The sequence below is a fragment of the Ornithinibacillus xuwenensis genome (genome assembly GCF_039614845.1).
GTDB lineage: Bacteria > Bacillota > Bacilli > Bacillales > Amphibacillaceae > Ornithinibacillus > Ornithinibacillus xuwenensis.
This window is the reverse complement of record NZ_JBDIML010000001.1, coordinates 724630-738096: the sequence shown is the minus strand read 5'-3', so window position 1 is coordinate 738096 and position 13467 is coordinate 724630. Positions and strand designations below refer to the sequence as shown.

Below are 13467 nucleotides of genomic sequence, written 5' to 3'. Positions count from 1 at the left end.
GAGGTTTATATGGTGCAAAAGCGTAAAACTCCAGAGCGTAAATGTGTCGTTACAAATGAAATGAAACCCAAGAAAGAGTTAATTCGTGTTGTGAGAAACAAAGAAGGAGAGGTCTTTGTTGATTCAACAGGAAAGAAAAATGGCAGAGGGGCCTATTTAACAAAAAATCTACAAGTGATAAATAAGGCAGAAAAAACTGGCGTGTTAAGTAGACAGCTCAATGCTACTATTGATCAGACGATTTATGATGAATTAAGAAGACTTGTTGAGGATCACAATGAATAATCAATACTTAAATCTTATCGGCTTAGCGTTTCGTGCAGGCAAATGTTCAACTGGGGAAGAAACGATTGTAAAAGACATACAGAAAAGAAGAGCAAGATTAATACTTATAGCAAATGATACTGGTCCCCAAACAATGAAAAAGCTAACAGATAAGTGTCAGTCATATAATATTCCTTATATTATCGTAGCCGATAATCGAGATACATTATCAAATGCTATTGGAAAATCCCATAGAGTAGCCATTGCAATATTAGATGATGGTTTTGCAAATAAATTAAAGTCGTTACTCGGGTAAATAAATTCGGGGGTGAACATATGCGTAAAATGCGTGTATATGAGTATGCGAAACAACAAAATATCACAAGTAAGGATGTTATTAATTTCTTACAAGAAAATAATATAGAAGTAACAAATCATATGTCTACGATAGATGATAGTGCCATTTCAAAGTTAGATGGTAAATTTAATGCAAACAAGAAAGACCAAAAACTAGAAAGAAATGCTGATAAACCTCGTCATAATGAGAAAAAAACACCTAATTCCGACGGGCAACAAATTAAAAATTCAACGAAGAATCCGAATACAAAGCAACAAGTTCAACATAATAAAAAACAAATGAATAACAATAAACCAAAACCCAATAACAACAAACAACAGAATAAGGGACCAAAAAACAAAAAGCATAAACAACCACAGAATTCCCAGCAACCGGTTGTAAAAGAAGCACCTAAGGAAATTAAATATAGTGGGACTTTAACTGTGAGTGATTTAGCAGGGAAGCTAAATAAAGAAGCATCTGAAATCATAAAAAAATTAATGTTCCTGGGTGTCATGGCAACTAAAAACCAAGACCTTGATGACGACGCAATTGAACTAATCTGTGCTGAGTATGAAGTAGAGGTTGAAAAAGAAATTATTTTAGAAGATACTGACCTAGATAAATATACTGACGAGGATAATGAGGCTGATTTAGTGGAAAGACCTGCCGTTGTTACCATTATGGGGCACGTCGATCACGGTAAAACAACCTTACTGGATTCCATTCGTAATACAAAGGTTACAGAAGGTGAAGCAGGTGGAATCACGCAACATATTGGTGCTTATCAGGTTACACGAAATGGTAAAAAAATCTCTTTCTTAGATACGCCTGGTCACGCTGCTTTTACAAGCATGCGTTCACGTGGTGCCCAAGTTACCGATATTGCAATTCTAGTAGTTGCTGCAGATGATGGTGTTATGCCGCAAACTGTTGAAGCAATAAACCATGCTAAAGCAGCAGAAGTTCCAATTATCATTGCGGTTAATAAGATTGATAAAGAAGGTGCAAATCCTGATCGTGTGATGCAGGAATTAACGGAATATGAATTAGTTCCTGAGGACTGGGGCGGAGACACTATCTTTGTTCAATTATCAGCAATTAAAGGTGAAGGAATCGATGACTTACTAGAAATGATTGTCCTTGTATCTGAGGTTGAAGAATTAAAGGCTAATCCAAATCGAAATGCTACTGGAACAGTAATTGAAGCACAGCTGGATAAAGGTCGTGGCTCTGTAGCTACTCTCTTAGTGCAAAATGGTACATTACGCGTTGGGGATCCAATTGTTGTCGGAAACACATTTGGTCGTGTCCGTGCTATGGTGAACGATTTAGGACAACGTGTTAAAGAGGCTGGTCCATCAACACCAGTTGAGATTACAGGTTTAAATGATGTTCCTCAGGCCGGCGATCAATTTTTAGTATTCGATGATGAAAAGAAAGCACGACAAATTGGTGAGGCTCGTCAACAAAAGCACATACAAGAAAACAGAACTGAGCAAACTAAGGTTAGTCTTGATGATTTATTTGACCAAATCAAACAGGGTGAAATGAAGGAAATTAACGTTATTATCAAAGCAGATGTTCAAGGCTCTGTTGAAGCTCTAGCAGCTTCTCTTCGTAAAATTGAAGTGGAAGGTGTAAAAATAAAAATTATTCACACAGGCGTAGGGGCAATTACAGAATCAGATATTATTTTAGCATCTGCTTCCAATGCAATTGTAATTGGATTTAATGTTCGTCCTGATGCAAATGCCAAAAGTTCTGCTGAGTCTGAAAATGTGGATGTGCGATTACATCGTGTAATCTATAAAGCGATTGAAGAAATTGAAGCAGCAATGAAGGGTATGCTTGATCCAGAATTTGAAGAAAAAGTTATTGGTCAAGCGGAGGTTAGAGAGACATTCAAGGTTTCGAAAGTCGGAACTATTGCTGGTAGCTATGTGACAGATGGTAAAATTACAAGAGACGCAGGAATTCGATTAATTCGTAATGGTGTTGTACTGTTCGAAGGAGAAATTGACGCACTGAAACGCTTCAAAGATGATGTAAAAGAAGTTGCGCAAAACTATGAATGTGGGATAACCATTAAGAATTATAATGATATTAAAGAAGGCGACATTATTGAAGCATACGTCATGGAGGAAATTGAACGTAAATGATAATTTCACTTGAAGTTGAATGCATGCTATATGATGGACACTCATTAAAAGAGAAACGTTCTGTAATTAAGCGTCTAATTGCCAGACTTCGAAATGATTTCAATGTGTCTGTGACAGAATTGGATTATCATGATTTATGGCAACGTACTAAGCTAGGTGTAGTCACCATTACAAATGAACGAACTCATGGTGAACAGGTAATGCAGGAGGTACTTCGGGTGATTGATACGTATTCCGAATTGGAAAGAACCATTACAAACATGGATGTTGTATGAGTGTAAAGGTAAGGCGTATGTGTTTCGAACAAAGAGGTGATGGAGATGAGTAATCTACGTGCAAATCGTGTAGCAGAGCAAATGAAAAAGGAACTCGGTGAGATTTTGACTCGAAAGATTAAAGACCCACGAGTTGGTTTTGTTACAATTACTGATGTAGAGGTTACTGGTGACTTACAGCAAGCAACTGTATATATTTCTGTTCTTGGAGAAGAATCGAAGAAGAAGGATACTTTACTTGGTTTAGCAAAAGCAAAGGGATTTATCCGCTCTGAGATTGGAAATCGTATCCGGTTACGAAAGACACCTGAAATTAATTTTGAATTCGATGAAGCACTTGACTATGGTAATCGAATTGAAACGATTTTGCGTGATATAAACAAGCAATAATTGAATAATCTCTTTAATAAAAATCTGGCTCAATGGGCCAGATTTTTATTAAGGCAATAGGTGTAGTAGAACTTTGGAGGTTTTAATATGGATGGTATTCTGCCGCTTTGGAAGCCAAAAGGTATGACATCTCATGATTGTGTGATGAAAGTAAGAAGATTATATAAAACAAAAAAAGTGGGACACACGGGAACTTTGGATCCAGAAGTAGAAGGCGTTCTCCCTATATGTATTGGACAAGCTACAAAAATCGTACAGTTTCTAACGGACACGAAGAAGGAATATATTGCAGAGCTAAAGCTTGGTACTTCAACAGAAACAGAGGATGACCAGGGTGCCATAATTGAAGAAGCAAGCGTTACACAATTTCCCTCTAAACAAGAAATAGAAAACGTGTTACAATCTTTTATGGGTGAGATTGTACAAGTTCCACCGATGTATTCGGCTGTAAAAGTGGATGGAAAAAGACTTTACGAATATGCCCGACAAAATCAAACAGTAGAACGGCCAAAGCGTACGGTTACAATCCATGCGATTGCTTTTCTTCCTACCCCAAAACAAAAGGATAACGTAATAAAATTCCAAGTGATTTGTTCAAAAGGAACATATATCCGAACATTATGTGTTGATATTGGCAAGGAATTAGGCTACCCTGCACATATGTCTAATCTGGTTCGGGAAGAAACCGGCTCCATCAACCGAAAAGACACCGTTGACTTTCATGCAATTGAAGAAGCCTGTCACCAAGAATTAGGGCATACACTTTTATTGCCAATTACACGTGGATTGACACATTTAAATAGTATTCATGTGGATAAAGATACGAAGCAAAAGGTTCTATTCGGACAAAAATTGAATAAGCCGGAGAATTTTGTACATACAAGTCCTTTTAAAGTAATGCATGGCAGTCAGTTATTAGCAATCTATCAAATACACCCTGAGAATTCTAACGAGATAAAACCGATTCGCGTTTTTAGCGAGTAAGAAGAGTGTAGGTGAAAAATATGAAAACAATAAAGTTGACATACCCGCATGAATTAAGTAGAGAACAACTACCAGAAACCGTAGCTGCAATAGGCTTCTTTGATGGGATACATAGAGGGCATCAAACTGTTATAAAACAAGCAGTAACAGAAGCAAAACATCACAACATGGAAAGTGCTGTTATTACATTTTATCCGCATCCATCTGTCGTTCTTAAGAATAACCACCAGGTAAAATACATTACTCCTTTACGAGAAAAACAAGAAATTTTAGAAGAGATGGAAGTAGATCGGTTATATTTGATTACATTTGATAAAGAGCTATCGGCTTTATCTCCACAAGATTTTATTGATCATTTTATCATTGGGCTGCATATTAAACATGTTGTTGCAGGGTTTGACTTTTCTTATGGACACAAAGGTAAAGGAAATATGGAAGTAATCGGTGAGCATTCGAGAGGTGAATTCAGCCATTCAATAGTTGAGAAGGTCTCGTTACATAATGAGAAGATAAGCTCAACAAAAATAAGAAACCTGTTAGAAATTGGTGACGTGGAACAGGCAAATGTATTGTTAGGGAGACAATTGACCACTAGTGGTATTGTAATTGAAGGGGATAAGCGTGGACGAAAGATTGGTTATCCAACTGCCAATATTAACTATGATGAGGATGCATTATTACCAAAGCCGGGTATCTATGCAGTTCGTGTAACTATTGGTGATACTACATATGATGGTCTGGGAAGTTTAGGCATTAATCCTACATTTACAGCCGACCGTAAAGATTTATCACTAGAAGTAAATATTTTAGATTATCATAACCATTTATACGGGGAAGAATTAATACTAGAATGGTATAAATTTGTTCGAGATGAGGAAAAATTTGATAATGTAGAAAAGCTCATTGAGAAGATAAAAGAAGATGAAAGCATCATTCGGGAATATTTTAGCAATCTTGTTTAGTGGATTGCTTTGATTTATCTAGAAATCACTTGCATTTCTTATTAAAAAGATGTACGATATAACAGTTACAACCTTCGCTTGGCAAATCGTAACTCCGACGATTGCTAGGGGACAGGGGATATCAAAAAAATTTAGGAGGTAACCCAAGATGGCTATCACAAAAGAACGTAAGAATGAAATTATCAATGAATACAAAGTTCATGAGAATGATACTGGTTCTCCTGAAGTACAAATCGCTGTACTAACAGAAGAAATCACTACATTAAACGAACATTTACGTGTTCATAAAAAAGATCACCATTCACGCCGTGGTCTATTGAAAATGGTAGGTAAGCGTCGTAACTTACTTAACTACCTACGTAATAAAGATGTTACACGTTATCGCGAGTTAATTAAAAAACTTGGATTACGTAGATAATTTGAAAAGCAGGAGTAATCCTGCTTTTTTTCACGTTTATAGCATACATAAAATTTACATTACTGTCTATAAGCTATAAAATATAGAAAAGAATGCTTTAATGAAAGGAGTACTAAGAATAATGGCACAAGAGAAACATGTATTCTCCACAGAGATAGCTGGTAAAAAGTTTACCGTTGAAATCGGAGAGCTAGCAAAACAAGCAAATGGAGCTTGTATGGTGCAATATGGAGATTCATCTGTATTAGCCGTAGCAACTTCATCAAAAGAACCTAAAGATTTACCATTCTTTCCACTTACGGTTAACTATGAAGAACGATTATATGCTGTAGGTAAAATTCCTGGAGGATTTATAAAGCGTGAGGGAAGACCAAGTGAAAAGGCAATATTAGCATCACGATTAATTGATCGTCCAATTCGACCTTTATTTCCGGATGGTTACCGAAACGAAGTTCAAGTAATCAGTACGGTGATGAGTGTGGATCAGGACTGCTCTACAGAAATTGCAGCTATGGTTGGATCATCAATTGCACTTTCAGTATCCGATATACCGTTTGAGCAACCTATTGCGGGTGTACATGTCGGTAGAGTTAATGGAGAATTTGTCATCAATCCAAGTGTAGAACAAGAAGCAGTTAGTGATATTGAATTAACCGTTGCAGGTACAAAAGATGCCATTAACATGGTGGAAGCTGGTGCACAGGAAGTTCCTGAAGAAGTAATGCTTGAGGCGATTATGTTTGGCCATGAAGAAATAAAACGTCTTGTAGCTTTCCAAGAAGAAATTGTACAAGCTATTGGTCAAGAAAAATCCGAAGTTGTGTTATTTGAGTTAGATCAGGACATAAAAGAAAAAGTGGAAGCAGAAGCTAAAGAACAATTATTAGAAGCAATACAAGTGAAAGAAAAGCATGCTAGAGAGTCAGCTATAAGTGAAGTTAAATCACAAGTGTTAGCAAAATATGAAGAAGAAGAGTCAGAACATATTTCACAAGTAAGATCTATTCTAGATAAAATGGTGAAAGAAGAAGTTCGACGCCTAATTACCAAGGAAAAAATTCGTCCAGACGGCCGTAAAATTGATGAAATCCGTCCACTTTCTTCTCGGATAGGAGTTCTTCCGAGAACACATGGTTCCGGATTGTTTACTAGAGGTCAAACACAGGCATTAAGCATCTGTACACTAGGAGCACTTGGTGATGTGCAAATCTTAGATGGATTAGATTTAGAAGAGTCGAAGCGTTTCATGCATCACTATAATTTCCCGCAATATAGTGTCGGTGAAACAGGTCCAATAAGAGGACCAGGACGCCGTGAAATTGGTCATGGTGCTTTAGGAGAGAGAGCGCTTGAAAAAGTTGTTCCATCTGAAAAAGATTTCCCTTATACAATTCGCCTTGTATCTGAAGTATTAGAGTCAAACGGATCAACTTCACAGGCAAGTATCTGTGCTAGTACACTAGCTATGATGGATGCGGGTGTTCCGATTAAAGCCCCAGTTGCAGGAATTGCAATGGGACTTGTGAAGTCCGGTGATGATTACACCATTCTTACTGATATTCAAGGGATGGAAGATGCATTAGGAGATATGGACTTTAAGGTAGCTGGGACAGCAAAAGGTGTAACAGCCCTACAAATGGATATTAAGATTGATGGTCTCTCAAAAGAAATTTTAGAAGAAGCACTTACGCAAGCGAAAAAAGGTCGTATGCAAATTCTCGATTCGATGTTACAAACAATCAATGAACCTAAAAAAGAGCTTTCTGTTTATGCGCCGAAGATTCTAACAATGGCTATAAATCCAGATAAGATTCGTGATGTTATTGGGCCAAGCGGAAAACAAATCAATAAAATCATTGACGAAACTGGTGTGAAAATTGATATTGAGCAGGATGGAAGTATCTTTATTTCATCTACGGACACTGCTATGAACGATAAAGCAAAACAAATTATCGAAGACTTAGTTCGCGAGGTTGAGGTTGGACAAGTTTATTTAGGAACAGTTAAACGTATTGAGAAGTTTGGTGCTTTTGTCGAGATTTTTAAAGGGAAAGATGGATTAGTTCATATATCTGAACTAGCAGAAGAACGCACGAATAAAGTTGAAGATGTTGTCAAAATTGGAGACCAAATCATGGTCAAAGTAAAAGATATAGACAATCAAGGTCGTGTTAACCTTTCTCGAAAAGCGGTTCTTAAAGAACAAAAAGAAAAGGCAGAAAAATCAACACTGTAGTACCCACAAGAAGCTGGAATTCCAGTTTCTTTTTTACTTATTAGCTTCAAAATGAAGCAAACATAAAAACATCATTTCATATCTTGTCCTCCTTATTCATATAAATGAAAAGGAGGAGTGATGATATGAAAAGCTATCGGAATTATATACATTTTATCGTATTTATAATAATTGTGATGATATCGTTTAATATAGATCAAAACCCTTTTCAGAACGATAATCAAACAGTATTTTCGCAGATAGAAGTAGTGAACATGAAAGAAGATCCACTTTATAAAGAGATTGTGAAAAGAAGCACTTCTTTTAACGAGGATGCAAAGAATGCGTACATAGATTCAGTTTGGAAAAAAACGCCTGGTAGAAATGGTCAGAAGGTAGATGTTGTTGCTTCCTATAAACGTATGAAGGAAGCAGGTAGTTTTATTGAGGAACTATTCGTGTATGACCAAATTTCTCCTAAAGTTTCGTTAGATGATTTAGAACCTGCTCCTATATATCGAGGACATCCCGAGAAGAAAATGGTTTCCTTCTTAATCAATGTCTCCTGGGGGACAGAGTATATCCCCGATATTTTAGATACTTTAAAGAAGCATAATGTCAAAGCAACCTTTTTTATAGAAGGAAAATGGGCAAAAGAAAATGTAGATTATGTGAAAATGATTCAAGAACAGGGGCATACTATTGGCAATCACGCATATAATCATCCGGATATGTCCCGATTGAGTCATAACCAAGTTCTTAAACAAATACAAGATACAAATGAAGTTATTCATGCTATTACTGGAAAAACGCCAAAATGGTTTGCTCCACCTAGTGGTAGTTTCTCGGACGAAGTTGTAAATGTGGCTGAGAATATGAATATGTACACCATTCTTTGGACAGTAGATACGATTGATTGGAAGAATCCTACTGTTAATGTTATGATGAATCGAGTAATGGAGAAAATTCATCCAGGTGCAACAATATTGATGCATCCTACTCCATCAATCGTCAAAGCATTACCAACTCTAATTACGTCAATTAAAGAGCAGGACTATAAAATAGGAACAATAGAAAAATTATTATCCGAAAATCGATAGCTTGTTATACAGGAGGAACTATATTGATTGAAAAACATACTAGTAAAAACGGATTACGAATTGTACTAGAGAAGATACCAGCCGTTCGCTCGGTGACAATTGGAATATGGATATTAACTGGTTCAAGAAACGAGAATGAAGAGAATAATGGGATCTCACATTTTCTTGAGCATATGTTCTTTAAAGGTACAAAAACTAGGTCAGCTGCTGATATTGCTGAGGCCTTTGATTCAATAGGTGGTCAAGTCAATGCATTTACATCAAAGGAGTATACTTGCTTCTATGCAAAGGTCTTAGATACCCATAAAGAACATGCGCTAGATATCTTAGCGGATATGTTTTTTAACTCCGCATTTGATCAGGAAGAAATGGAGCGAGAGAAAAAGGTAGTATTTGAAGAAATTAAAATGTATGAAGATACACCTGATGATATCGTTCATGATTTATTAGCGAGAGCATCCTATGGACAACATCCATTAGGATACCCAATCCTAGGAACAGAAGAACATTTAAAGTCATTTTCTCCAGACACGTTAAGAAATTACATAAAAGAATATTATACACCAGAAAACGTGGTCATCTCTGTTGCAGGGAATGTAGAGGAAGATTTTATTACGAAAATTGAAGGATATTTTGGCTCATATCAATCTAGTTATCAAAGACCTGCAATCCAGAAGCCTGCTTTTTTAGGTGGTTCTATTGAACGAAATAAAGATACCGAACAGGCTCATTTATGTATTGGATATAATGGACTGCAGATTGGTGCTGAAAATATTTACAGTCTTATCATTCTTAATAATGTTTTAGGCGGTAGTATGAGTTCTCGCCTTTTCCAGGAGGTAAGAGAGAAGCGTGGCTTAGCATATTCAGTATTCTCGTATCATTCATCCTTTTTAGATAATGGATTGCTAACCATCTATGCTGGTACAGGAAAAGAGCAATTACCACTACTTCAAGATACAATTGAGAACGCAGTTAAGACATTAGTGGATAGTGGACTCACGGATAAGGAATTGCGAAATAGTAAGGAGCAATTAAAGGGAAGTTTGATGCTAAGTTTAGAAAGTACGAATAGTCGTATGAGTAGAAATGGTAAAAATGAGTTACTATTGAAACGACATAAATCACTGGATGAGATGATTCAAGAAATTGATTCGGTTAGTCATGATACGATACAACAAGTGATTGATTTTACCTTTAGTCAGGACCCATCCATTGCCTTAATAGCACCAAAAGTTAATTAATGGTTAAAAGAATCTATGCTGAAAAACATAGGTTCTTTTTTTGTGCATATACTGTTACAAAGATGAAAATGTGGGGGATTGTATATGCGATATAATGATATTAGTGGTAAGGAAATAGTAAATGTCACCCATGGTAAAAGACTAGGTATTCTTGGTCAAACTGATTTAGAAATTGATGAACATACCGGTCAAATACGTTCCTTTATCCTTCCTAATTACAAATGGTTTGGATTAAAAAAGGAAGGTGCAGTAGCAAAAATACACTGGAATTCGATTAAAAAGATTGGTGACGACATGATTATGATTGAAGCTGAATAAAGACATTGTGGCTAGTACCGTATACCGGATACTAGCCTTTTTTTTGCTTTTTAATAACTAACATTCACTATCCGCCTATATCCACATAAGCTATAAAGAAAATGCTTTAAGTATATAAAGGATTTATTGGAATCAAGATTTTCTTAAACAAAGGTTGGAGGGTGTTCTTGGTAATGAAACAATTAATAGCTGTAATAGGTGGAGATGCGAGATATTTAGAGTTAATTCGGCAACTAAAGGCCATTGAAAATATAGAGATAATTCTAGTGGGCTACGATAAATTGGAGCAAGGGTTTACGGGATTAAATCAAGTTGATTTTCAAGAATTAGAGGTTGAAAATCTTGATGTCGTAATATTACCTATAACAGGAACTGATGATAAAGGCAAGGTAGAGACTGTCTTTTCCATCCAAGATATCAATCTTACAGAAGAGTGGTTTCAACGATTGAAGAAATCTTCTGTTGTATTTACAGGAATTACAAATGAGTATTTAACCACTGTAACCCGAAGAACAAATAGAACTTTAATACCACTACTTGATCGTGATGATGTAGCAATATATAACTCAATTCCAACAGCTGAAGGTGCTATAATGATGGCTATTGAGCATACCGATTACACCATTCATTCTTCGAGTGTGATAGTAGCAGGATTTGGTAGAGTGGGTAACACTGTTGCAAATAAGTTTGCAGCACTTGGTGCTAAAGTTTCAGTTGCGACTCGAAGCACGAAGGATTTAGCAAGAATTACGGAGATGGGTTTGACACCAATTTCTTTAGATAAGCTACCAGCATATACTAGTGATTGTGATTTACTTATTAACACAATTCCTGCACAGGTGATTAATAAGGATGCTATTCAAAATCTTCCTTCGAATGCACTTATTATTGATCTTGCCTCGAAGCCAGGAGGCACTGATTTTGAATATGCGAAGCAAAGGGGAATAGAAGCAATATTAGCACGTAGTTTGCCAAGTATCGTTGCCCCTAAAACAGCAGGAAAGATATTGGCTGACGTGATCATTCAAATATTAACGATTGAAAAGGAGTTATGAGGATGGATTTAACTGGGAAACGAATTGGTTTTGGAGTGACTGGTTCTCATTGTACGTATGAAGCAGTGTTTGGCCCAATGGAACGACTGATGGACTTAGGAGCAGAGGTCGTTCCAATTGTTACGTATACGGTTATGAATGTGGATACAAAGTTTGGTAAGGCAAAAGATCATATTGAACGAATCGAATCCATTACAGGTAAAAAGGTGATCTCTACCATGCCAGAAGCGGAACCACTTGGACCTAAAAATCCACTAGATTGTATGGTGATTGCCCCTCTTACTGGTAATTCAATGAGTAAGCTTGCCAACGCGTTAACCGATTCTCCTCCTTTAATGGCTGCCAAAGCGACGATGCGAAATCAAAGTCCAGTTGTATTGGGGATATCTACGAATGATGCCCTAGGTCTAAATGGTGTGAATTTAATGCGGCTTATGGCAAGCAAATTTATCTATTTTGTCCCATATGGTCAGGATGATCCATATAAAAAACCAAATTCACTTGTCGCAAACATGGAATTACTTCCAGAGACCATTTCATCAGCTATAGAAAGGAAACAATTACAGCCTGTATTAGTTCCATTTTTGGATTAATATATGATAAAATTAAAAGCTAAGAGTTTTACAAATCTTTTAACTTATTATGTATCCTATTGGGGAAGGAGTCATCATGATGACGATGAAATTAAAATATAACATAGCAGTAGTTGGAGCAACTGGAGCAGTAGGTCAAAAAATCGTAAAAATCCTAGAGGAAAGAAATTTTCCAATAAACAATTTAAAACTTCTATCCTCAAAGCGTTCTGCTGGAACAAAGATTCAATTTAAAGATACTGAGTTAGTCGTTGAAGAGGCAACTAATGATAGTTTTCATGATATAGATATTGCACTATTTTCTGCTGGAGGATCAGTTTCAAAACGATTTGCTCCTGAAGCGGTAAAACGTGGTGCAGTAGTGGTTGATAACACAAGTGCATTTCGTATGGATGAAGAGGTACCACTGGTTGTGCCAGAAGTAAATGAAGATGATTTAAAAGCACATCAAGGTATTATTGCTAATCCAAACTGTTCTACGATTCAAATGGTAGCAGCCTTAAAGCCAATTCAAGATGCATTTGGACTTAGTCGAGTTATCGTATCCACTTACCAAGCGGTATCTGGTGCCGGTACGCAGGCGGTAGAAGAGTTAAAAACCCAAGCACAGCAAATCTTAGCTAATGAAGAGCCAGAGGCAACTATCCTACCGGTTAAGAGTGGTAAGAATCATTATCCAATTGCATTTAATGCATTACCTCAGATTGATTTGTTCCAGGAAAACGGATATACATTTGAGGAAATGAAAATGATAAATGAAACTAAAAAAATCATGCATGCTCCGGATCTTTCCGTGGCTGCAACTTGTGTTCGACTTCCGTTTTTTACATCGCATGCTGAAAGTGTATATGTTGAAGTTGAACAGAAAGGTTTGACAACAGAAGAGCTATGGAAGGTATTAGAGCATGCTGAAGGTATCATTTTACAAGATGATCCAGCGACTCAAACTTATCCAACTCCATTAAGTGCATCCGGTAAAAATGACGTATTTGTTGGTAGGGTGAGAAAAGATTTGGATCATGAAAATGGCTTTCACATGTGGGTTGTCTCAGATAACTTATTAAAAGGGGCTGCTTGGAATACAGTACAGATAGCAGAACGACTAATTGAAAAGAATTTGCTTTTAAAATAATATAAGATTAGGTCGAGG

At 36.6% G+C, this 13467-nt stretch carries 15 protein-coding genes; all 15 read left to right on the top strand.

All coding sequences use genetic code 11. The annotated features are described in order from the left end of the window. Window positions 1-9: 9 nt before the first annotated feature. The 15 genes from rnpM (at window position 10) to asd (ending at window position 13449) form a co-directional block, all read left to right on the top strand. Window positions 10-285, top strand: coding sequence for an RNase P modulator RnpM (gene rnpM / locus ABC228_RS04355; protein WP_345823858.1), 276 nt, complete (start codon window positions 10-12; stop codon window positions 283-285). Beyond that, complete coding sequence (locus ABC228_RS04350) at window positions 278-580, top strand: L7Ae/L30e/S12e/Gadd45 family ribosomal protein (RefSeq protein ID WP_345823857.1); 303 nt, start codon at window positions 278-280, stop codon at window positions 578-580. Before rnpM ends, ABC228_RS04350 begins: the two co-directional genes overlap by 8 nt. A 20-nt stretch (window positions 581-600) precedes the next feature. Then, a complete protein-coding gene (gene infB, locus ABC228_RS04345) occupies window positions 601-2763 on the top strand; it encodes a translation initiation factor IF-2 (protein ID WP_345823856.1) in 2163 nt (720 codons plus the stop codon). Further along, window positions 2760-3038 (top strand): DUF503 domain-containing protein, encoded by a 279-nt coding sequence (locus ABC228_RS04340; RefSeq protein WP_345823855.1) that lies wholly within the window; start codon window positions 2760-2762, stop codon window positions 3036-3038. Before infB ends, ABC228_RS04340 begins: the two co-directional genes overlap by 4 nt. A 45-nt stretch (window positions 3039-3083) precedes the next feature. Continuing rightward, window positions 3084-3428 carry a 30S ribosome-binding factor RbfA gene (gene rbfA / locus ABC228_RS04335; RefSeq protein ID WP_345823854.1) on the top strand — a complete coding sequence of 115 codons (345 nt, stop codon included), beginning with the start codon at window positions 3084-3086 and terminating at the stop codon, window positions 3426-3428. Window positions 3429-3515: 87 nt separating this feature from the next. After that, window positions 3516-4412, top strand: coding sequence for a tRNA pseudouridine(55) synthase TruB (gene truB / locus ABC228_RS04330; RefSeq protein ID WP_345823853.1), 897 nt, complete (start codon window positions 3516-3518; stop codon window positions 4410-4412). A gap of 20 nt (window positions 4413-4432) precedes the next feature. Then, window positions 4433-5374, top strand: a complete 942-nt coding sequence (locus ABC228_RS04325; protein ID WP_345823852.1) for a bifunctional riboflavin kinase/FAD synthetase — start codon at window positions 4433-4435, stop codon at window positions 5372-5374. A gap of 148 nt (window positions 5375-5522) precedes the next feature. Next, a complete protein-coding gene (gene rpsO, locus ABC228_RS04320; RefSeq protein WP_090866595.1) occupies window positions 5523-5792 on the top strand; it encodes a 30S ribosomal protein S15 in 270 nt (89 codons plus the stop codon). A 121-nt stretch (window positions 5793-5913) separates the two neighbouring features. Beyond that, the gene (gene pnp / locus ABC228_RS04315) at window positions 5914-8028 is read left to right on the top strand and encodes a polyribonucleotide nucleotidyltransferase (RefSeq protein ID WP_345823851.1); all 2115 of its coding nucleotides are present in this window, start codon (window positions 5914-5916) and stop codon (window positions 8026-8028) included. 125 nt (window positions 8029-8153) lie between these two features. Beyond that, window positions 8154-9107 (top strand): polysaccharide deacetylase family protein, encoded by a 954-nt coding sequence (locus ABC228_RS04310; RefSeq protein WP_345823850.1) that lies wholly within the window; start codon window positions 8154-8156, stop codon window positions 9105-9107. Window positions 9108-9130: 23 nt separating this feature from the next. Then, window positions 9131-10351: a M16 family metallopeptidase gene (locus ABC228_RS04305; protein WP_345823849.1), complete on the top strand. Its 1221-nt coding sequence runs from the start codon at window positions 9131-9133 to the stop codon at window positions 10349-10351. An 84-nt stretch (window positions 10352-10435) separates the two neighbouring features. Then, the gene (locus tag ABC228_RS04300; RefSeq protein ID WP_345823848.1) at window positions 10436-10669 is read left to right on the top strand and encodes a YlmC/YmxH family sporulation protein; all 234 of its coding nucleotides are present in this window, start codon (window positions 10436-10438) and stop codon (window positions 10667-10669) included. 173 nt (window positions 10670-10842) lie between these two features. Continuing rightward, window positions 10843-11724: a dipicolinic acid synthetase subunit A gene (dpaA, locus tag ABC228_RS04295; RefSeq protein WP_345823847.1), complete on the top strand. Its 882-nt coding sequence runs from the start codon at window positions 10843-10845 to the stop codon at window positions 11722-11724. Window positions 11725-11726: 2 nt separating this feature from the next. Then, a complete protein-coding gene (dpaB, locus tag ABC228_RS04290; RefSeq protein ID WP_345823846.1) occupies window positions 11727-12317 on the top strand; it encodes a dipicolinate synthase subunit B in 591 nt (196 codons plus the stop codon). 79 nt (window positions 12318-12396) lie between these two features. Continuing rightward, window positions 12397-13449 carry an aspartate-semialdehyde dehydrogenase gene (gene asd, locus ABC228_RS04285; protein WP_345824159.1) on the top strand — a complete coding sequence of 351 codons (1053 nt, stop codon included), beginning with the start codon at window positions 12397-12399 and terminating at the stop codon, window positions 13447-13449. Window positions 13450-13467 lie beyond the last annotated feature (18 nt).

Bases quoted from the DNA above. Each gene is read 5' to 3' on its own strand.
- infB (WP_345823856.1), top strand. From the start codon at position 601: ATGCGTAAAATGCGTGTATATGAGTATGCGAAACAACAAAATATCACA.
- rnpM (WP_345823858.1), top strand. From the start codon at position 10: ATGGTGCAAAAGCGTAAAACTCCAGAGCGTAAATGTGTCGTTACAAAT.
- truB (WP_345823853.1), top strand. From the start codon at position 3,516: ATGGATGGTATTCTGCCGCTTTGGAAGCCAAAAGGTATGACATCTCAT.
- asd (WP_345824159.1), top strand. From the start codon at position 12,397: ATGACGATGAAATTAAAATATAACATAGCAGTAGTTGGAGCAACTGGA.
- pnp (WP_345823851.1), top strand. From the start codon at position 5,914: ATGGCACAAGAGAAACATGTATTCTCCACAGAGATAGCTGGTAAAAAG.
- rpsO (WP_090866595.1), top strand. From the start codon at position 5,523: ATGGCTATCACAAAAGAACGTAAGAATGAAATTATCAATGAATACAAA.
- ABC228_RS04300 (WP_345823848.1), top strand. From the start codon at position 10,436: ATGCGATATAATGATATTAGTGGTAAGGAAATAGTAAATGTCACCCAT.
- ABC228_RS04350 (WP_345823857.1), top strand. From the start codon at position 278: ATGAATAATCAATACTTAAATCTTATCGGCTTAGCGTTTCGTGCAGGC.
- ABC228_RS04325 (WP_345823852.1), top strand. From the start codon at position 4,433: ATGAAAACAATAAAGTTGACATACCCGCATGAATTAAGTAGAGAACAA.
- dpaA (WP_345823847.1), top strand. From the start codon at position 10,843: ATGAAACAATTAATAGCTGTAATAGGTGGAGATGCGAGATATTTAGAG.
- dpaB (WP_345823846.1), top strand. From the start codon at position 11,727: ATGGATTTAACTGGGAAACGAATTGGTTTTGGAGTGACTGGTTCTCAT.
- ABC228_RS04310 (WP_345823850.1), top strand. From the start codon at position 8,154: ATGAAAAGCTATCGGAATTATATACATTTTATCGTATTTATAATAATT.
- rbfA (WP_345823854.1), top strand. From the start codon at position 3,084: ATGAGTAATCTACGTGCAAATCGTGTAGCAGAGCAAATGAAAAAGGAA.
- ABC228_RS04340 (WP_345823855.1), top strand. From the start codon at position 2,760: ATGATAATTTCACTTGAAGTTGAATGCATGCTATATGATGGACACTCA.